The 17,497-nt window shown below is 48.7% G+C and carries 18 protein-coding genes and 5 tRNA genes; 1 reads left to right on the top strand and 22 read right to left on the bottom strand.

The window, feature by feature from the left end; all coding sequences use genetic code 11:
- Positions 1–4: 4 nt before the first annotated feature.
- The 13 genes from OLM33_06720 to OLM33_06660 all read right to left on the bottom strand — a co-directional run bounded on the left by OLM33_06720 (position 5) and on the right by OLM33_06660 (position 6,443).
- Positions 5–1,534, bottom strand: a complete 1,530-nt coding sequence (locus OLM33_06720) for an NAD(P)H-hydrate dehydratase (protein MCW1713358.1) — start codon at positions 1,532–1,534, stop codon at positions 5–7.
- Positions 1,534–1,905 carry a holo-ACP synthase gene (gene acpS, locus OLM33_06715; protein MCW1713357.1) on the bottom strand — a complete coding sequence of 124 codons (372 nt, stop codon included), beginning with the start codon at positions 1,903–1,905 and terminating at the stop codon, positions 1,534–1,536. The genes OLM33_06720 and acpS overlap by 1 nt, the downstream gene beginning before the upstream one ends.
- A 56-nt stretch (positions 1,906–1,961) precedes the next feature.
- Complete coding sequence (locus OLM33_06710) at positions 1,962–2,594, bottom strand: glucosaminidase domain-containing protein (GenBank protein MCW1713356.1); 633 nt, start codon at positions 2,592–2,594, stop codon at positions 1,962–1,964.
- A gap of 139 nt (positions 2,595–2,733) precedes the next feature.
- Positions 2,734–3,282 carry a phosphoribosyltransferase family protein gene (locus tag OLM33_06705; protein ID MCW1713355.1) on the bottom strand — a complete coding sequence of 183 codons (549 nt, stop codon included), beginning with the start codon at positions 3,280–3,282 and terminating at the stop codon, positions 2,734–2,736.
- A 9-nt stretch (positions 3,283–3,291) separates the two neighbouring features.
- Positions 3,292–3,801: a hypothetical protein gene (locus OLM33_06700; protein MCW1713354.1), complete on the bottom strand. Its 510-nt coding sequence runs from the start codon at positions 3,799–3,801 to the stop codon at positions 3,292–3,294.
- 186 nt (positions 3,802–3,987) lie between these two features.
- Positions 3,988–4,920, bottom strand: a complete 933-nt coding sequence (locus OLM33_06695; GenBank protein ID MCW1713353.1) for a DMT family transporter — start codon at positions 4,918–4,920, stop codon at positions 3,988–3,990.
- Positions 4,917–5,312, bottom strand: a complete 396-nt coding sequence (locus OLM33_06690; GenBank protein ID MCW1713352.1) for a DUF488 domain-containing protein — start codon at positions 5,310–5,312, stop codon at positions 4,917–4,919. Before OLM33_06690 ends, OLM33_06695 begins: the two co-directional genes overlap by 4 nt.
- Positions 5,313–5,407: 95 nt before the next feature.
- Positions 5,408–5,491: transfer RNA gene (locus tag OLM33_06685), tRNA-Leu, on the bottom strand.
- Positions 5,492–5,615: 124 nt separating this feature from the next.
- A complete protein-coding gene (locus OLM33_06680; GenBank protein ID MCW1713351.1) occupies positions 5,616–5,897 on the bottom strand; it encodes an N-acetyltransferase in 282 nt (93 codons plus the stop codon).
- Positions 5,898–6,060: 163 nt separating this feature from the next.
- A tRNA-Lys gene (locus tag OLM33_06675) sits at positions 6,061–6,136 on the bottom strand.
- A 38-nt stretch (positions 6,137–6,174) separates the two neighbouring features.
- A tRNA-Lys gene (locus OLM33_06670) sits at positions 6,175–6,250 on the bottom strand.
- Positions 6,251–6,262: 12 nt separating this feature from the next.
- Positions 6,263–6,339: transfer RNA gene (locus tag OLM33_06665), tRNA-His, on the bottom strand.
- A gap of 27 nt (positions 6,340–6,366) precedes the next feature.
- Positions 6,367–6,443, bottom strand: a tRNA-Arg gene (locus OLM33_06660).
- A 268-nt stretch (positions 6,444–6,711) separates the two neighbouring features.
- Between OLM33_06660 and OLM33_06655 the strand changes: the two genes are divergently transcribed.
- Positions 6,712–6,969 (top strand): hypothetical protein, encoded by a 258-nt coding sequence (locus OLM33_06655; GenBank protein ID MCW1713350.1) that lies wholly within the window; start codon positions 6,712–6,714, stop codon positions 6,967–6,969.
- 34 nt (positions 6,970–7,003) lie between these two features.
- On the opposite strand, the gene OLM33_06650 is transcribed toward OLM33_06655, so the two are convergent.
- From OLM33_06650 to OLM33_06610, 9 genes are all read right to left on the bottom strand, one after another.
- Positions 7,004–8,524 (bottom strand): trehalose-6-phosphate synthase, encoded by a 1,521-nt coding sequence (locus OLM33_06650; protein ID MCW1713349.1) that lies wholly within the window; start codon positions 8,522–8,524, stop codon positions 7,004–7,006.
- Positions 8,514–9,317 (bottom strand): trehalose-phosphatase, encoded by an 804-nt coding sequence (gene otsB / locus OLM33_06645; protein ID MCW1713348.1) that lies wholly within the window; start codon positions 9,315–9,317, stop codon positions 8,514–8,516. Before otsB ends, OLM33_06650 begins: the two co-directional genes overlap by 11 nt.
- Positions 9,308–10,546: a glycosyltransferase gene (locus OLM33_06640; protein MCW1713347.1), complete on the bottom strand. Its 1,239-nt coding sequence runs from the start codon at positions 10,544–10,546 to the stop codon at positions 9,308–9,310. Before OLM33_06640 ends, otsB begins: the two co-directional genes overlap by 10 nt.
- Positions 10,546–11,223, bottom strand: a complete 678-nt coding sequence (locus OLM33_06635; GenBank protein MCW1713346.1) for a DUF5752 family protein — start codon at positions 11,221–11,223, stop codon at positions 10,546–10,548. Before OLM33_06635 ends, OLM33_06640 begins: the two co-directional genes overlap by 1 nt.
- A gap of 201 nt (positions 11,224–11,424) precedes the next feature.
- Positions 11,425–11,613 carry a tautomerase family protein gene (locus OLM33_06630; GenBank protein MCW1713345.1) on the bottom strand — a complete coding sequence of 63 codons (189 nt, stop codon included), beginning with the start codon at positions 11,611–11,613 and terminating at the stop codon, positions 11,425–11,427.
- A gap of 30 nt (positions 11,614–11,643) precedes the next feature.
- Complete coding sequence (locus OLM33_06625; protein MCW1713344.1) at positions 11,644–13,374, bottom strand: C69 family dipeptidase; 1,731 nt, start codon at positions 13,372–13,374, stop codon at positions 11,644–11,646.
- A gap of 139 nt (positions 13,375–13,513) precedes the next feature.
- Positions 13,514–13,729, bottom strand: a complete 216-nt coding sequence (locus OLM33_06620) for a DUF6485 family protein (protein MCW1713343.1) — start codon at positions 13,727–13,729, stop codon at positions 13,514–13,516.
- A 278-nt stretch (positions 13,730–14,007) separates the two neighbouring features.
- Complete coding sequence (locus tag OLM33_06615) at positions 14,008–14,496, bottom strand: pyridoxamine 5'-phosphate oxidase family protein (protein ID MCW1713342.1); 489 nt, start codon at positions 14,494–14,496, stop codon at positions 14,008–14,010.
- Between the two features lie 67 nt (positions 14,497–14,563).
- Positions 14,564–17,389, bottom strand: a complete 2,826-nt coding sequence (locus OLM33_06610) for an EAL domain-containing protein (GenBank protein ID MCW1713341.1) — start codon at positions 17,387–17,389, stop codon at positions 14,564–14,566.
- Positions 17,390–17,497: the final 108 nt, after the last annotated feature.

Here is a 17,497-nt window from a genome sequence, read left to right as displayed (position 1 = left end):
TCTCTCAGCTGAGCGTGAAAGGCAGTGCATCTGCTATCTCCCTTGCAAGTGTTCCCCTGACTCCGTGCCTATCTTCCAACAGCGCTCCGGCCGCCGCGTGCGCCGAAGCCGCAGCGAGCAGTGCATCGCTGATCGGCATGCCGGATGCCATAAACGCCCCTGCCGCACCGCTCAGGACGTCGCCTGAGCCGGGGACGGAAAGGGAGAGAGAGCCCCCTTTGATTATCGTGATCTCCCTGCCTTTGGAACATACGACCGTGTCCATACCCTTCAGCAGGACGCTGCCGGCTATCCTCAGCATGGATGAAGCAGCTTCCGTTCTGGACATATTTACCTCTTCTGGCGTTATGCCAAGCAGCCTTGCGGCCTCTCCGCCGTGAGGGGTCAGCGCCGCATCTTCCCTGTATATAGGTCTGCGGTCGGCTGAGAGGAAATAGAGGCCGTCGCCGTCGACCAGGAGGGGCTTGTCCCAGTTCTTCCAGAACCATTCGACCACCGATCCGGCTGAAGCGCTCCTGCCGAGGCCGGGACCCACGACACAGGCTCCGCACCTTTTCTCCCACGCCGCAACAGCATCCGCGGCGCTCCCGGGAATTATTTCATCGCCTTTGGTACTCAGCGGCACGAATATGGCTTCGGGCAGAAAGAGCGATGCAGCGTCGATCATGAAGTCGGGCAGCGCGAGGACGACAAGTCCGGCACCTGAACGCAGCGCACCGAGCCCGGCCAGCAGCGGCGCCCCTCTGTAGTTCACGGATCCTCCTACGACGAGTACCCCTCCTCTGCTGCCCTTATGGATGTCCCTTGGCAGTTCGGGAAGCAAAGGTACGATATCCTCTTTCGCGAATGAGAGGATGCTCTTCCTGTCGGCAAGGACCTTGTCGGGAGATATCCCGATGCTCGCTGTCACGACAGTCCCGCACATCTCGTAAGCGGGAGAGAAGCACATCCCCCTTTTTGCCGCGAGGAATGTGACTGTCAGGTCCGCCTTTACGCATGGGTCGTAAATTCTACCGGTTGTTGGGTCTATTCCGCTTGGAATATCAAAAGCTACAACTGCCCTATTATTTTCACACAGCCTGATCAGACGTTCGACCTCCCCCCTCGGGGCCCCCTTTGAACCCGTGCCGAGAAGGGAATCGATCACGCAGCCGGCGTCATCTGCATAACTGATGATCTCATCGTCGGTGAGATCTTTCGAACATTGGACAGTGCATTTCCCGGCATATGATCTGACCAGCCTGTCTAGATTGATCTGTGGGTCGCCCTTGTAAGAGCCGGGATCGGCAGACAGGATAAGTTTTACGTCGAGGCCCTTGTCCAGAAAGCATCTTGCTGCAACGAAACCGTCTCCCCCGTTGTTGCCGGGACCGGCAAGGATGAGGATACTGCGTGCGTCAGGATACCTTTTCAATACTTCCGCTGCGGCATTTGTGCCGGCGTTTTCCATCAGTTCGAGCGAAGGGATGCCGTACTTCTCTGTCGCAAGGACATCGGCCTGCCGTATGTCTTCGGGATCGTAATATCTCATCATTATCGGTTTTTCTCCAGTATGACGACTGCCACTGCTATGCCGGCTTCATGGGATATAGAGAGGAAGACGTTGTCGATCCCCTCTTTTGAGAACTTTGAAAGCGCCTCCTCGTCAAATACGAACCTTGGGCCCGAAGGGGTCCTTTCGATCGAACAGGAGTTGAGCCCAAGCCCCGCTATCCCCCAACCGGTCGCTTTTGACAAAGCCTCGCGCGCAGCAAAGGCCGCGGCGTAGTGTGCCGCCGGGTCCGCTTTGGATTCCGCATAGGCTCTCTCGCCTTCAGAGAAGACACGCCTGCAGAATCCTTCTCTTGAGACAGCCTTGCGCATTCTTGAGATGTCACAGATGTCTATTCCGATCCCGCGTATCATTCAATACACCTGCTTTTTGATATAAGATCATGGCTTCGTTTCCGCAAAGCGCCTTCCTACAGCACTCCGGCCTTTTTGAATTCGCTGCGGATGATATCGATCTGCCAGCCTGTAAGAGATTTTCGCCTGGATGCGACCTTGAAGTCCCTGATAAGTTTTTGTTTCCACTCTGAGCCGTAAATTTCGGGGGCAAGCTTGATCGCCTTTACAGTAAGTTTGTCGTAATATTTGTGGTCTGTCGCCCATTTGCCCTTTTTGCCGTCGTAAAGTCCGGCAAAATAACCCCATATATTATCCCTGTTCCTTGCGCATCTGGGATAGTCCTCCCGGATTTTTTTTTCATAGTCGCGTAAAAATTCTTCGGGAGAGCCGTATTTTCTGAATTTTGAGGTCTCCTGCCCATAGACTCCTTTGCTGCTCTCAACGCTGCTTTTTGTGATGTAGGGCTTGTTCGCGCTTAGCCATTCCTTCGAAACTTTCAGCCCCGCCCCGTTGTATCCGTTGATCCAGAGCTCGCTGGTCCAGTGTCCCGTTTCACAGGCGCTCTGGACTGTCACCGCAAATGGCTGTATGTGCTTATGTTTTTTCGCCAGCGAATAAAATTCGCCCACGGTCATTGCCTCAGCACCATGGCATGAAACAACGGCGGCAAAGACTGCCAGGATCATCACGCTTAAAAACTTTTTCATACTGATATATCCTCCGCGTATCGTAGCTGCACTTTTAATAATAACACAAACAGAGCAGACATCACGCAAAAGGAGCAAACAACAAAAGGCACCGCTTCGGTCAAAAAGCGGTACCTCCTCTTGTCGGTCAGGTAATTATCTAGGCTTTGAATACAGGAAGCTTCTGAATGTAGATCAGGTCTTCCCCGCTGTATCCGCCCTCTTCAAGCAGGACGGCAGCCTTGCTTATCACCGTGCATCCCGTCTTCGCGAGCACGGCCTCGAGGGAACGGAGCGAGCCGCCGGTGGATACTACGTCGTCCACTACGCAGACGCTTTTCCCGTTCAGCCTGGCTGCGTCGATCTCGTCGATGACGATGATCTGTTTTTCATTTGTCGTTATCGATTTGACTTCGGAAGTGATAGGATTTTCCATGTATCCCTTTACGGATTTCCTTGCCACGACATAATCCACTCCCAGGCGCACAGCCAGCGCATGCGTTAGCGGTATACCCTTTGCTTCCGGGCAGACCAGCATGTCAAGATCCTTTATATCTTTCATCTTATCAAAAAGCTCATCCGCGCACTTCTCGATCAGCTGTGTGTCTCCAAGCATCACGAAGGACGCGATCACGAGATCCGGAGCCACCTTTACCTTTTTCAGCTTTCTTACGAGCCCGCATATCTTAAGTTCATAATATTCGTTCATGATCTTCTCCTAGAGTGAAAATATTATCTTGATAAGGACTCCGGCAAGAAGTCCAAAAAACGGATTCCATTTTGCTGAAACAAGGACAGTTGCTCCGATGACCATCCCCCACGGAGAGAAGCCGAAGGGGCCGTTTGCCGCGGGAACTGACGCGATGGCTCCCTGGATATTGGTGGCGAATGTGACAAATGTTCCGAGCACGAACAAAAAGCCCGCTATCGAAGCGCTGTGGACATACTTCCCTATCGTCGGGAGAAGTTTGAAGAGCAGTATCGCGGCCATGATAAGCATCATCATAACTGAGGATCTGATCGGATTCGGAGCCGTAGCCGTCCCTGAGATTATTGCCTCGACCGGACCTCCTCCGAAGAAGGAAGATCCCATGTCTGCAAGGGATGAATAGATCGCAAGGTGGTCAATGTTTGAATCGACGCCCGCGATGCTGCCCGTGATCTTTCCGAAGCTGATGTTGGCTCCTATGTTCAGACATGCCAGCGCGAGTGCGTGGACGATCAGCATGGGATTTTCCCATATCTTCCACTCGATAATTCAACACCGGATAAAATAATCCTGTGTGAAATATTTGTCAAGAAAGATATTGTTATTAGAAAATAATAAAACGATAATGTAAGTAGAGTAAACTCCTGCCCGGCGAAACAGTAAATATTTGTAAGCAGGAAAAGAGGATGCGCGGCAGGTCCGGTCTTATTTTTTGATATTCCTTCCGGACAGACAATTCGTCCCCACTACGCCGCTGATTATCATAACAGAGCCGATCGCGTGGTAGCAGTAGAAATTTTCCTTGAGGAAGACCACTCCGGCAATGATGGATATGACTGTGTTCAGATTGATGAAGACACACATTTTGTAGGCGTCGATCTTTGAAAGCGTGTAATTGGTCAGCAGCGAAGTCACCAGTGATGACAGTATGCCGAGATATGAGAAGGCGATGATGAATCCCGGTTCGGCGAGCGGCACGAAGAAGCTGCTCAGAGTCCCGTTTATCACATGTCTTGCGATCGACATCGCATTGAAGGAGATAAAGCCTATCACGGTCATGATGCAGGTGATCTCGATTATGGAAAAGTCCCTTGCCACTTTTTTCAGCATTATGCTGTAAATGGAAAAGGAAATGGCCGTCCAGAGGAGCATCGCCACTCCTATGAGGCTTGCAAAATTCAACTCCGCGCCTTTGTTGACTGTGATGTAGACGACTCCCGCTACAGAGAGAAACACAGAGAATTTCTGAAGCAGCGTAGATCTCTCTTTTAAAAAACAGGAAGCTAGTATCAGTGTGAATACGGGCATCGTGGCAAGTATGATGCTTGCCTCGGATGAGGTCAGATACAAAAGGCCGAAGGTCTGGAAGGCAAAGAAGGACAGGGGGTAGAACAGAGAGAGCGGGACTATCCTTCTTATCCTTTCCCATGTGAAGCTGAATCTGATCCATCCGAAGGCGACCATCACCATCAGTGCGGCAAAAGACGCGGTGAACCTGTATGCGAGCAGGTCCCACGGGGTACTGTAGAGCAGCCCTATCTTCGAGAACATGAAGGAGAGCCCCGTAATTACAGTGTGTCCGAAGGCCGCCGCGTATGCGAGACGCACGCTTCCGTTTTTCATGTTATCGCCGTTCATGTCCGGCTGCCCTGTCCTGCCTCGGTGCCGTCTGCCAGTTTTTTCTGCAGATAATTCATTATGATGATCGCATGATTTATCAAAGGTTCCCTTGATGCGTACAAAATCGTCAGCTTTTCGTTCCGGCAGATCTCCAGAAGCTGCGATACAGCCCCCTGTTTTGTCGGGTCCGTATCCAGTTCCTCCATGTATCTTCGTGAAAATTCATCGAACTTTTTCGGATCGCCTCCGAACCAGACCCGAAGAGCCGGGCTGGGGGCTATATCCTTCATCCAGAGGTAAAGGGCCGCCCTTTCCTTCGTCATCCCTCTGGGCCACAGCCGGTCCACCAGGATCCGTTTGCCGTCACCGGCGTCTGTCTGGTCGTATATACGTTTTATTTCAATGCTCATGGCCGCCACTCCTTTTCGAGGGTCCTGACATCATTTGGTCCGAAGGATCATTATATACATTATAAGGGAGAGCCTGTTTGGAGGGAAATATGGGATGGTGCGAGAGAGGGGACTTGAACCCCTACGTCATGGACACGGGATCCTAAGTCCCGCGCGTCTGCCAATTCCGCCACTCTCGCATTCCAACGGCGTTCAGAACAGGGTAGATTTTACCCTGCTTTTATTCAAAGCGCAATAAAGAAATGCCGCTCATAGTCCCTCTGCTTTGCCCGTATCTTTTGTCGGACAGGCCGGCCGAAGCGGTCAATCGTTCGTCCAGAGCACGTCCTTGTATTCGTCTCCTCTTGTCAACACCATTTGGGCGTATGGGCATTCCGGGTATATTTTGAGCCCTTCCGCGCGCGCCATCTCGACGACCTTCTGCAGCAGCTGTCCTGCAATATTGCGGCCTCTCATGGCCTCGGGCACGAAGGTCCTCTCGATCGATATGACGTCTTTGCTTTGGCTGACAAATACTATCTCGGCTTCCTCGCCGCCTTCGTCGGAGCTGATGTAAAACCTGCCGTTCCCCTTCTGTATTTCCATAATGCACCGGCCCTTCCCTGTGATCTCGTAAAGCAGTCATCGTCCGCAGCTGTGATCAGAGGATAACAAGACTGATCCGCGATGTAAAGCGCGACAGAACGACAGCAACCGATGCCCGCGGATGTTTAACAAAAATATTTATTTTGGTTTGGGATAAACGGAATGGTGGATCGTACAGGAATCGAACCTGTAACCCCCTGATTAAGAGTCAGGTGCTCTGCCAGTTGAGCTAACGATCCACGCAGAAAGCTGCAGAAACGGTATTTAAAAAAAAGAATGGTGGATCGTACAGGAATCGAACCTGTAACCCCCTGATTAAGAGTCAGGTGCTCTGCCAGTTGAGCTAACGATCCATAACAAAAAAGTGGGGTGAGCAACGGGAATTGAACCCGCAACCTCTGGAGCCACAGTCCAGTGCTCTAACCAATTGAGCTATGCTCACCATTCAATGCTTGTTCAGTTTTCAAAGTGGCGCGCCTGAAGGGACTCGAACCCCCGGCCCACTGCTTAGAAGGCAGTTGCTCTATCCGGCTGAGCTACAGGCGCACGCCTCACACTGCCTCTGCCGAAGCACGAGAGACATTATAACGAATACTCCGTCGCTGTCAAGTCGTCAAGGGTTTATAAAACCGAGGGAGATCTCCCGTTTTGCGTTTATCTGCGCATGTTCCGACGCAATATGTGAAAGTCAGTATTTTGATAAATTTTGATCATTTCTGTCCGATACTGTTAACAGGCATGATCCTCTGATTCTGCTATCATAGATACGTCACATACATTATACAAACTTATGGATATCGGGAGGGATCTTTTCATGAATTGTTTCCAGATAATGGCTGTAAAGATCGAACAGAGAGAGACGACCGCCGTTGAGGTACAAAAAATACTGACCGAGTACGGATGCCATATCAAAACAAGGCTCGGCCTCCACGACCAGACCTGCGACAATACCTGCTCGCCGTCTGGGATACTTATCCTTCAGCTTTGCTGCGGCGAAGATCTCGCTGAAGAGCTCAACAAGAAGCTGAACGAGGTACACGGAGTTAAGGCAAAGCTCGTAAACCTCGTGTAACGATCAGAGATGCGCTGAATATAACGCCGGGGACCTATGAAGGCTTCCCGGCGTTATATTTTTGTTTGATCTTAAAAAGACCGGGCCAGAGGGAGGGAAGATCCTGTTCCGGGAAATCTCCGAGTTTCTTGCCCGCTGCGGCTCTCAGAAAATTATCGACCCACCAGAATACATCCTGCCTCCTTATCGCTTCCCTCATTGACTTCATTCTTGCTTTTTGCTCTTCTTCATCCATCATAAATGCCCTGTAAATAGATTCAGAGACGTCGCAAACGTCATAGGGGTTGACCAGGACTGCCCCTTTGGAAAGCTGTATGGCAGCTCCCGTAAACTCGCTCAGGATAAGGACTCCCCCTTTTCTTCCCTTGCTTGCACAGTATTCCTTGCACACCAGGTTCATCCCATCTTTGAGCGAAGTCACGATAGCGATGTCTGCCGCACGGTATGCGGCGTAAAGTTCGGTTTCCGGAAGCGACCCGTGGCGCCAGATCACCGGCGTCCACCTTGTGGTCGAATATTTGCCGTTTATCTCGCTTATCAGCAGTTCTATCTCGTTCCTGAGCTCCCTGTACTCGTTGATCGTATCTCTGCTTGGGATAACGAGCTGGAAGAGCGTTAATTTTTCTCTGAGTTCGGGGTGTTCCTGAAGACACTTGTCAAACCCTTTCAGCTTCTGCGGTATTCCCTTAGAATAGTCGAGACGGTCGACTCCGATCATCATCTTTTCAGTATATATCTCATCTTTGATCTGTTTTGCTCTTTTTACAACAGGACCTGAACTGCCCAATGACGAATAACGCCTATAGTCGATGCTGATAGGCATGCTGCCTGCAAGAAATGCCCTGTCGTCTATCCTGACCTTGATGACATGTCCTCTGCCGTAGACTGTCGCGCCCGGGTAGAAGACCCTTACGCATTCTATGAAATTTCTCCTGTCTCTCTGAGTCTGGAAGCAGACGAGAGAGTAGCATGTCAGCTGGTAAAGGATCTCCTTCCTCCAGGGAAGCTTCATGAAAACGTCCAGGCTTGGGAAGGGGATGTGCAGGAAGAAAGACGACCTCAGGTCGGGGTTTTTATTCAGAAGCATAGATCCCAGCGGAATAAGCTGATAGTCGTTGACCCAGATAAAATCGTTTTCCGAGGCATGTCCGTGAACGACTTTGGCAAATTTTTCGTTTGCTCTGATATATCCCTCCCAGTATTCGGGCAGAAAATCGCACCTTGACTGAAAATCATGAAAGAGCGGCCACAGGACGGAGTTTGAAAAACCGTGATAGTATTCTTCTATATCTTTTTTGGTAAGCAGTACCGGCATGAATCTGTATCCGTTCTTCTTTGATATAGGACCGAGTATTTCTTTCAGGACGGACATTTTGACCTCTTCGCATGTGCCCGGCCATCCGACCCAGAATCCCCCCCTGTTCTTGAGTACGGGATCCAGTGCGTTCACCAGTCCTCCGGAGGAGGATTTTGCCTCCCATTTGTTGTCATTGCTGGTCATCGTCACAGGAAGTCTGTTGGACACGACAAGGAACCGGCCTTTATTATCTTTCATCGGTACCATTCCCTTTCTTCGCCATCCTATGCAGCCAGAACTCCAGGAATGTGTTTACTTCGCTGTTGTGTATCGATACGTTCGCATGGCTTTCGCGAAGTTTGCTGAAGACAAGGATGGCCACCCCCGCCTCCCTTTCCCTTACGGCGACAAATGCGTCTTCATCCGTCATGTCATCCCCCATATAGCATATGGGGGATGAATACGGATGCTCGCTGCATATCCTGCGCAGAGCGTTTCCCTTTGAAAAATCAGGCATCATGAATTCAATCCCTCCGTCGAAAGGAAGGATCCTCAGGCCTGCTTCAGTTGCAGCATTGGTTATATCGCGCGAAAATTCGGCGTAACGGTCGGCAGTTTCTCTGTTCTCGCGCCAGTGAAGAGCTATCCCCGAATACTTGACCTCGACAGACCTATTCGGAAAATCCCCGAAAAGCCAGGAGAATTCATTCATTTTACTCAGCGCTTCGGGCGACACCTCCGCCCTCTCCAAAAGGCCGTCGGGGCCGAGTCTTTCCATGCCGTGGCACCCCCATATCTCCACAGGAAGAGATACAAGCTGCCGGACTTCCTCTGCGCACCTTCCCGAGACGAGGATCACTTCTCCGCCGGCGTCACAGATCGCACCAAGAAGATCCTGAGTCTGCGCCCCGGGAACAGCCTTCTCCCTCTCCTTTCTGAAAGGGGCTAGAGTTCCGTCATAATCACTGATCAGCAGCGGCGAGACACGGTCGTATGCTGAAAAGAAATGCACATACTCTTCTGGTGTGAGCCTGGGCGGCTTCAGAACCATCTCTCCCACGGCCCTTCTTTCAGATCAAGAGAGATGAGCATCGTAATGTATCTTTTCAAATGTCCGGTGATAAGGAAATTCTCCAGGACATATTCCCTGGCGTTTTTCCCCATCCTCTCCCTTTTCCATGGGTGTGAAAGCAGGTATCGCGTCCTTATGGCCGCACCCTCCGGCGTCCTTACCCTGAAACCGTTGAATCTGTTTATGACCTGGAGTCTTATCCCGCCGACATTGCCGCCTATGACAGCCTTGTTTTTCCACATTGCTTCCGTAACGGTAAGGCCGAAGCCTTCGCGGATCGATTTCTGCATTACCACATCGGCGCCCGATTGAAGTGCGTTGATCGTCCTGTGCGAGTCGGAAGGAAGCATGAGGATCGATATATCGGGGTCTCCTTTTGCGGCGTCCTCGACTTCCCTCAGTATCTCGAGTGCCTCAGGATCGTCGTCGGCTTCTCCTCCCGCCATTACTAGTCTGATGTCCACATGTTCCTTTATTATCCGGTAGCTCTCTATGACACCCAGGGGGTCCTTAAATTTGTCAAACCTCGATACCTGAAGCACGATCGGCTTATCCATGGGGATGCCCAGATCATTATAAGTTTTTTCGATCTCGTCCCTTTCGAGCGGGATATTCTTCTCCGAGAGGGGATCGATGCTCGGTGTGATGAGGAACTGCGGGTGAGGCAGCTTCTGGGCAAAGTCGGGCAGGGAGAAGACCGAGGCGTCGTAAGCGGATACCTGTTCTTTGATAAACTTCCAGACGCTTTTGTTGGGAGCACTTACATCTATATGGCATCTCCAGACCCACTTCCCCTTCCTTTTCGGGAAACTGTGGATCAGCGCAGCGGGTTGAGGATCGTGAATAAACACATAATCGGCATCCCCCAGGATATCCTTGAGCTTCTCCGCGTTCCTGCGGACGGTATCAAGGTAAGTCTCCTTCTGACGGTCAGACAGCACCCCCGGCATGCCCTGAAGGGTGTTGTGCATCATCTTCGTGCAGTTGAAAAATGATTCGTCGCCCTCGATCACTTCCCACGAAACATCAAGACCAAGCTCTTTGGACAGGGGTATCATCGAAGAAAGGATCTCGGCCACTCCTCCGCCTGATCTTGTGGAATTGACATGGACTATCTTTTTGCCCTTCAGCCTGTCAGCGACCCTGACGAGGCTGTCCATCGCGGCGGACCCTATGATCTCGGCATATTTATTCAGCATCTCAGACATCACATCATGCCCCCTTTGCCGGCCTTCCAGTCGTCGATTATCGATAAGACCTGTGCCTTGAGTTCAGAGAGGGAAAAGAGGTAGGAATCGACATTTTTGAGCCTCTTCCTCAAAGACGCGGACTCTTCGGGGAACTGCTCAAGCCATAACGTAAAATCATCCTTGCATTCGGGAGAACGCCTCCTGCCGTCAATGAAATGGTAGAAGAAGCTCTCTCTGCTGCAGTTTCTCACGGCATCGGGAAATTCTTCAAGGGAGGCAGCCTCAGTCCCCGTGTCGAAGACCAATTTTTTACATGCGATGAAATGGAAGTCACGGTCTGCTTTCTTCCAGCTTAGGAAATCATCGTTTTCCAGCCTTTTGTCAAGGATATCCAGAATAACATTGCGTATATCGTCGAAGTTTTGGAATTTGACCGGGTTTATGGCCCCCAAAGCTTCTGCGAGTTTGAAATCCCTGAGACTGCTGTTTATCCATGAGGCGAAGTCGTTGTTGAATTCCGACTCAGAAATGTGGGGCCTGACCATACGCCCCCAGAAATGGAAGTAGATCGAACTGTCATCTACCTGTTTAAGGCCTGCATACAACTCACGGAGCGTCTGTGCCCTTATCCCCGTCGCAAGGAGCAGGACTGCGGACTCCATAAATCTGAAAGGTTTGATCTTTGCATCTGCCATTATCTTATTCCCCCTTTAACTTGCATTCTCATCTCCCCTGTTATGCCTGAATATCTTAGTAGTATAACATAAAGTGATCCATGTTAAAAAATTACACTCAGCCTGTGAGCTTTAGCGATCTAAAGTCTGAAATGATAAAAACGGACACCCCGGAGTTTTCGGGATGTCCGTGATTTACGATAAATAGACAGAAGGCGTTCTTCAGTGCTGTTTCTTTGACAGCATCTCTCCCCCCACCCCTATGTTGTCCTTGCACATTTCATTGATGAGGACCACATAGGCGGCCTCTGGGATGCCCATTATGCTGCTGGCTGTCTGTGTGAGAGACTTTATCAGCTGCTCCTTCTTTTCGACTTCCATAGCGGAACAATCGATCTTGATCACCGGCATATATTTCACCTCCAGACGATTATGAAGATATTATTTTTTCTTGCGGTAATCGGTAGGTCCGTTTCCGTAACCGACTTTTTCCAGCCACCAGGAAGGATAGAAAAGAGGCTGTCCTATCTCTTCGGCTGTGTTCAGGTATCCGTCATTATACTTGACATAGAGCCTTTCTGCCAGCTTGTGCCATGCATCGAGCACTTCCACGGTATTTTCGCTGCAGTATACGGTCAGCATTTTTCTTGCCTCTGCCACTCTGCCCTTCTTCAGCAGCTCCACGGCATTGGTCTCAAGAAGATCCTGCACGGCGAAGGCCCTCTTTTCAACCTCTTCCCTGACTTCCCTTATGTCCTTTATCATATACGACCACTTTATCGTGCAGTAATTCGCCACGAAGTTGAAGGCCGACCATACGCTGTCCATCCTCAGGTCCAGTATGTTTGCCTGCTGGATCTCCTTCGGAAGGTCCGCCATCCCGCAGTAGAAAGGCAGCAGTGCGTTCGTAGAGGGCCTGTCGGGGCCGAACCAGAGGACTCCTCCGACCTCATCGGGCAGCCAGCTGCGGGACTGGGCAACGTAGGAATATACGCAGCGATAAATATCGAGCGGCCTCTCAAATTCACCCACAAGCGTTGTAAGTTTTCCCTCGGAGTCCGCGACGGACTCGGCGTTGCCCTCATATCTCGTCGGGTTTCCGAACGGTCCGGCAGCCAGACCCACGGTGAGATCGAACTCCGTGCCATCGTAGTTGTCCCTGTGTATGGCGGCGATATCTTCAACGGTGACCTTTTTGTCCGGTTTGACCGCAAAAGGGTAATCCTTTGTGAACGCGTCCTCTGCCCACGGTGAAAGTCCGAGCGACGGGGCAAGGAGCGACATCGCCCTCCATACACGCCTGAGCGAATAGTATGGGTGGTGGAATTCCCCGTCTCCGTAGACCTTAGCAAAATCGAGCTTTCCGTCGGACGGCTTCCACCATCCCTTTTTCTCGGCGATCTCAAATATGTTCTTTGAGAACATTATGTCCGGGCTGTTCGGATCTATCTCCCTTATGCGGAACTGGTTTGCCGCGACGAATATCTTGTCATCCGGGACCCTTTGGGCTACCCATACGCCTCCGGACCCGTCCATATCGCAGCCGGCCATCTCCATGACCCAGCCTTCATTCGGATCACCGACGAGAAGGGTCTCACCTGTTCCGTAATATCCGTAGGTCTCGATCAACCCGCCCATCAGTTTTACGGCTTCCCGGGAAGTCTTTGTTCTCTCCAATGCAACTCTTGAAAGTTCAGATGAATAGAATATTCTTTTTCCGGGCTCCGGTTCCGGGTGTACTTTTGCCAGGTCCGTGCACTCGCCTATCGTCAGCTGGTGTTCGTTCATTATTCCGTAATTCGCGTCAAAGTAGGCGTAGGTGTGGGCGACCTGCGGGATAAATCCGAGCGGGATAGAGGCGGGCAGTCCCTTTTTGTCATAGACCGGGCCCCTTCCCCTGGTGATCAGCCTGTGAGTCTGGGTGCCTCCCCATTCAGGCTTGAATCCGAGTGATTCATTTGAATAAAAGACAGGCCGCATCGATCCGGGCGCATGGTCCATCGCCGGCACGAAAACAAGGCTTGCGTCACTGAGCCCGTCGTCGGAATGCGAAACCATAACGGAACCGTCCGCAGTCGCGTTCTTGCCCGCTATCGTAGTCGTACAGGAAAACGCAGGGGCCTGCAGTGTGAATGTGAGGATGATCAATAATAAAAATCTAAGTCTAATCAAAACTTACACCACCTTTCTTTGGTTGCTTGGCATATTTTATATCCAACGACGATATTTTGTTAATAAAAAAATGAACAGCCTTTTCAGACTGTCCATTTTTGTCCGGTGCGCTTTGGAAGTGAGAAGATGTCTGTTACTTTTAGGACTTCTCTTCGTGGTCGGTCACGAATCTGGCAAAGCCCTTGAACGTGTAATCCTGCTTCCTGTCCATGTTGGGGTCAATTTTACGATAGAAGCAGACAGGTATCTCCTTTTCGGCAAGGCACTTCGCGATGCACGGAGTGCAGCCGTGCGGGTGATTTATGGGATTGCAGCGGCATTGATGGTCAACACAGGTGCAGAATGGGACTTTCATAAAATTACCTCCTTATTTGATCTATCCCCTTACATTTATTCTTAAAATATACAGGGTAATTTAGTATATTACAGCTATTCTGCTACATATGATAATAGCTTTAACTATAATATCACATATTTGTTAATAATATACGTATGATTTTAAAGTGTGAAGTTTTTTAATTTATCCCATATAATCATCGAAGAAATGCAAAAAAGTGACCATCCGGCTATTCGGATGTTCCGAAGCGGAACATTACCGGATGCCGGATGGCCTTATCTCTTAGGTATAATAATTTATCCGTTCTTTGCCCTTACGAATTCTATGGCCTCTTTGCCAGTAATATGGTCCACATCTATTGCAACTATGCATGCGTTCGTACAGCCTGTAATTTCCTTGTGTTTTGCCTCCTCAGGCTGGTCCCCTGAATATTTTTCAACAAGTGCCCGGAAGGCTTCAAGCCGTTCTTCTCCTTCAACCATCCTTGCCCTGCCAAAGGCAATTACGCTTCGGAAATATGATGTGTACTCCTTGCTGACTATTCTGTCCTCATCAATGACAGCGAAAGACACCTTTGGGTTTCTTTGGATCGCGTCTATTTTGTGCCCCGCCTTAGCCGAATGGAAGTATATCTTTTCGTTATGATAAACGAAACTGACCGGGACAGCGTATGGGTAATCGTTATCCCCGCAGCATGCAAGGACACCGTTCGTGCATCTCTTCACTACAGCCTCAGTATCTTTATCGGACAAGAGCTGTTTGCATCTTCTCATGCTTCTGAACATACTTATCGCCTCGTTTCATTTGATAATAAGCTTTAAATATCTACATCAGGTTATAAACGCTTATTATTTATATTTCGGTATTCTGGTCAATGTTTTTCTCTTTTATCAGAATTTTTACAGCTTCATCTTCGTCAAGCGGTCTGGCAAAGAGATATCCCTGGAAACTGTCACAACCGTTTTTAATAAGATATTCTTTTTGGTTTTCATATTCCACCCCTTCTGCTGTAACATAATGGCCCATCTTGTGCGCCATCGATATTACTTCTGCCGTTATAGCATAATCAGGATTTACCTCCAGAAGCTTGTCTATAAAATATTTGTCTATCTTCAGACAATCAACATTTAATTCCTGTTCTCTTGCAAGAGATGAATAACCTGTGCCAAAATCATCTATTGCGATCTTGATCCCTGAGTTTCTCAGCTCACCAAGAATTTTATTAATATCCTCATAATTTGAAGAAAACACCGACTCTGTGATCTCAACAATAATATTGTTGGGATCAACTTGCATCTCTTTAATAATATTGAGCAGCTCGACAGTGAAATCCTTTTCCAAAACCTGAACTGCAGAGACATTGACTGAAATGTTGATGTTCTCGTACCCTATTTCCTTCAGCCTGTTGAGGAAACGGAATGACTGCATAAAAATTATATAGCCAATAGGGATAATAAGTTTAGTCTTCTCTGCCACAGGAATAAATTCCAGAGGAGGAACCAGGCCAAGTTTTTCATTTTTCATCCTGGCCAATGCCTCGAACCCCTTTATCTTGTCTGATTTAAGGTCAATGATAGGCTGGAACTGGAGAAAAAGGGTTTCAATATTTTCACCGGCAGCGATCCGGGCAAGCTCACTCTTTATATCCTGCTCACGGATTATTTCTATTTCCATTTCTTCATCGTAAAAACATGCTCCAAAATTGTCGTCATAAATTTTGATCGCTTTTTCAGAGGCAATAAGAAGTTTTTTCAAAAGGGTGTCAACATCTATATCGTCGTAACTCTCTAATTCCATTATCCCTATGCCGCCGCCTATCCTTTCAGTTGCAAGCAGGGATTCCAGGATCTCTATCAGAATTTCAGTAAACTCAAGCAATTCATTCCTGTCTTTATAACCTTTCATGTAGTAAACGAAACGGTTTTCGTATGTCGAAAACAATATTCGTTTATCAGTAGAATATTCGCTGAACGCGTTGGCTGTTTTTTTGATCAGATCCTGTGTGTAATGAAATCCATAAACCCTTGTCAATGACTGTACTGAACCCAAATTAATGCTGATTAGGGCTCTTTTTTCATAAAAATCCTTGCCTGCGTCATGTTTAAGCATGTTTTCAAGGTAATATCTGTTAAACAGGCCGGTCCATCTATCATGTTCATTGGTATATCTGAGTAGATTTTCGACCTCTTTCCTGTCTGATATGTCGATGATGATCCCTTCAAGAGCTTCAACCTCGCACTGGTCATTAAATATGCCTTCTGCAAGCTCAAGGACCCATTTTCGTTTTCCTTCAGCCGTTATGATCTCATATTCATGTTTAAAAGGCAGCCTGTCAGCAAGGATACGCTTCCATTCATTCCATAGCCTGTCACTGTATTCCGGTGCTATGAGATCGTTAAACGAGAGATCCCTGTTATTCAAAAGGCTTTCCGGTGAGTATCCGGTCAGTTCCATGCAACCGTCAGAAACAAAATGCATTGTCCAGTCAGGATCATAACTGCACCTGTATGCCATTCCGGGAAGGTGGGAAAGAAGAACGGATTTGCTCCTCTCGCTCTCTTTAAGCGACTCCTCAGCTGCCTTGCGCGCAGATATGTCTTCGAGCAGGCAGAGATGGTATGATCTGGCATCAGAGTAGCCGAGCAAAGGGGATACCTTCATATTTGTCCATACCGTCGATCCGTCAGGCTTAATAAAACGCTTTTCTATAGAATAGCCGCCGGTCTTGCCCTCTTTGAACTCTTCATATTTTTTGATATTTAAATTAAGGTCTTCTTGATGAGTTATGTCCGTCCAGTTAATTTTAGACAAATCTTCATTTTTCCATCCAATTATTTGTTCGAACATGGGGTTGGCATTCATCTGCCCATATTCTGACTGAGATACATACCTGTTTTCATCCGCAATAGCGATCCCAATAGGAGCCTGTTCAAAAACACTCCGGTAAAGAGCCTCATTAAAAGCCATTTTTTTGTTGAGTTTTATAAGTAAAGAATGTTGGTTCCATGTTCTGAGCATTACCAAAAATAGTATAAGCAGGCTTATTACAATTACTATATCCGGGATCATGCGCTCCCATATGCGGTCATTCCACTGAGATGCCGAATAATCTAGTCCGAGTACAGCAATGACTCTTCCGTCAGCAGGGTCTTTTATGGGTACAAGAGCACTGATCCAAGTCCCCCATCTATCTGTCGTAGGTTCAGTAAGAACTGTTTTAGCTGTCTTAAAAGGCAGCCAGTCAGTTTCTCCTGCTTCTTCGTAAATTTGTCCCGGTGGCGAATAATTCGGTGAATCAGGTGATTCTGAATCTATTAAAAATATCATGCTTCCATTATCTTCACCCAATAAATAAGCGAACCTGATTGGATTATTTGTTTCAACAAGCTTTTGCAGACTAAGTTTTGTCATTATGTACGCAGGGTTATCAAGGTCTTTTTCTGTGCCGGATAATTCTGATATGTGCTCCGGATGTAAAAGGGATTCCATGGATTGTGCAAGCATGACTGCTTCAGATGAGGCAATATCGTTGTATCTGTTCCATGCAAAACGCAGATGAAGGGCAACCACCAACAATACGATCACAGAGAGGATGATCGAATTGATCCTTGTTTTCCTTCCGTCCATTTCGCCATTGTTTGCAGAAGGATCCTTAGTTTCATTTTTATCTGCTGTCATAAAGAACCCTTCTTTCTTTTCAGCCCAATCCATCTTAAAATGACCATTTATAAGGATGGATATGTAGGTTTGACCGGATAGAAGATTTTAGACTTAAAGAACGTAAGT

The sequence above is a fragment of the Synergistaceae bacterium DZ-S4 genome (assembly GCA_025943965.1).
Lineage (GTDB): Bacteria > Synergistota > Synergistia > Synergistales > Synergistaceae > Caenicola > Caenicola nitritireducens.
Note: the sequence above shows the minus strand (reverse complement) of the source record. Positions and strands in the feature narration are given on the sequence as shown.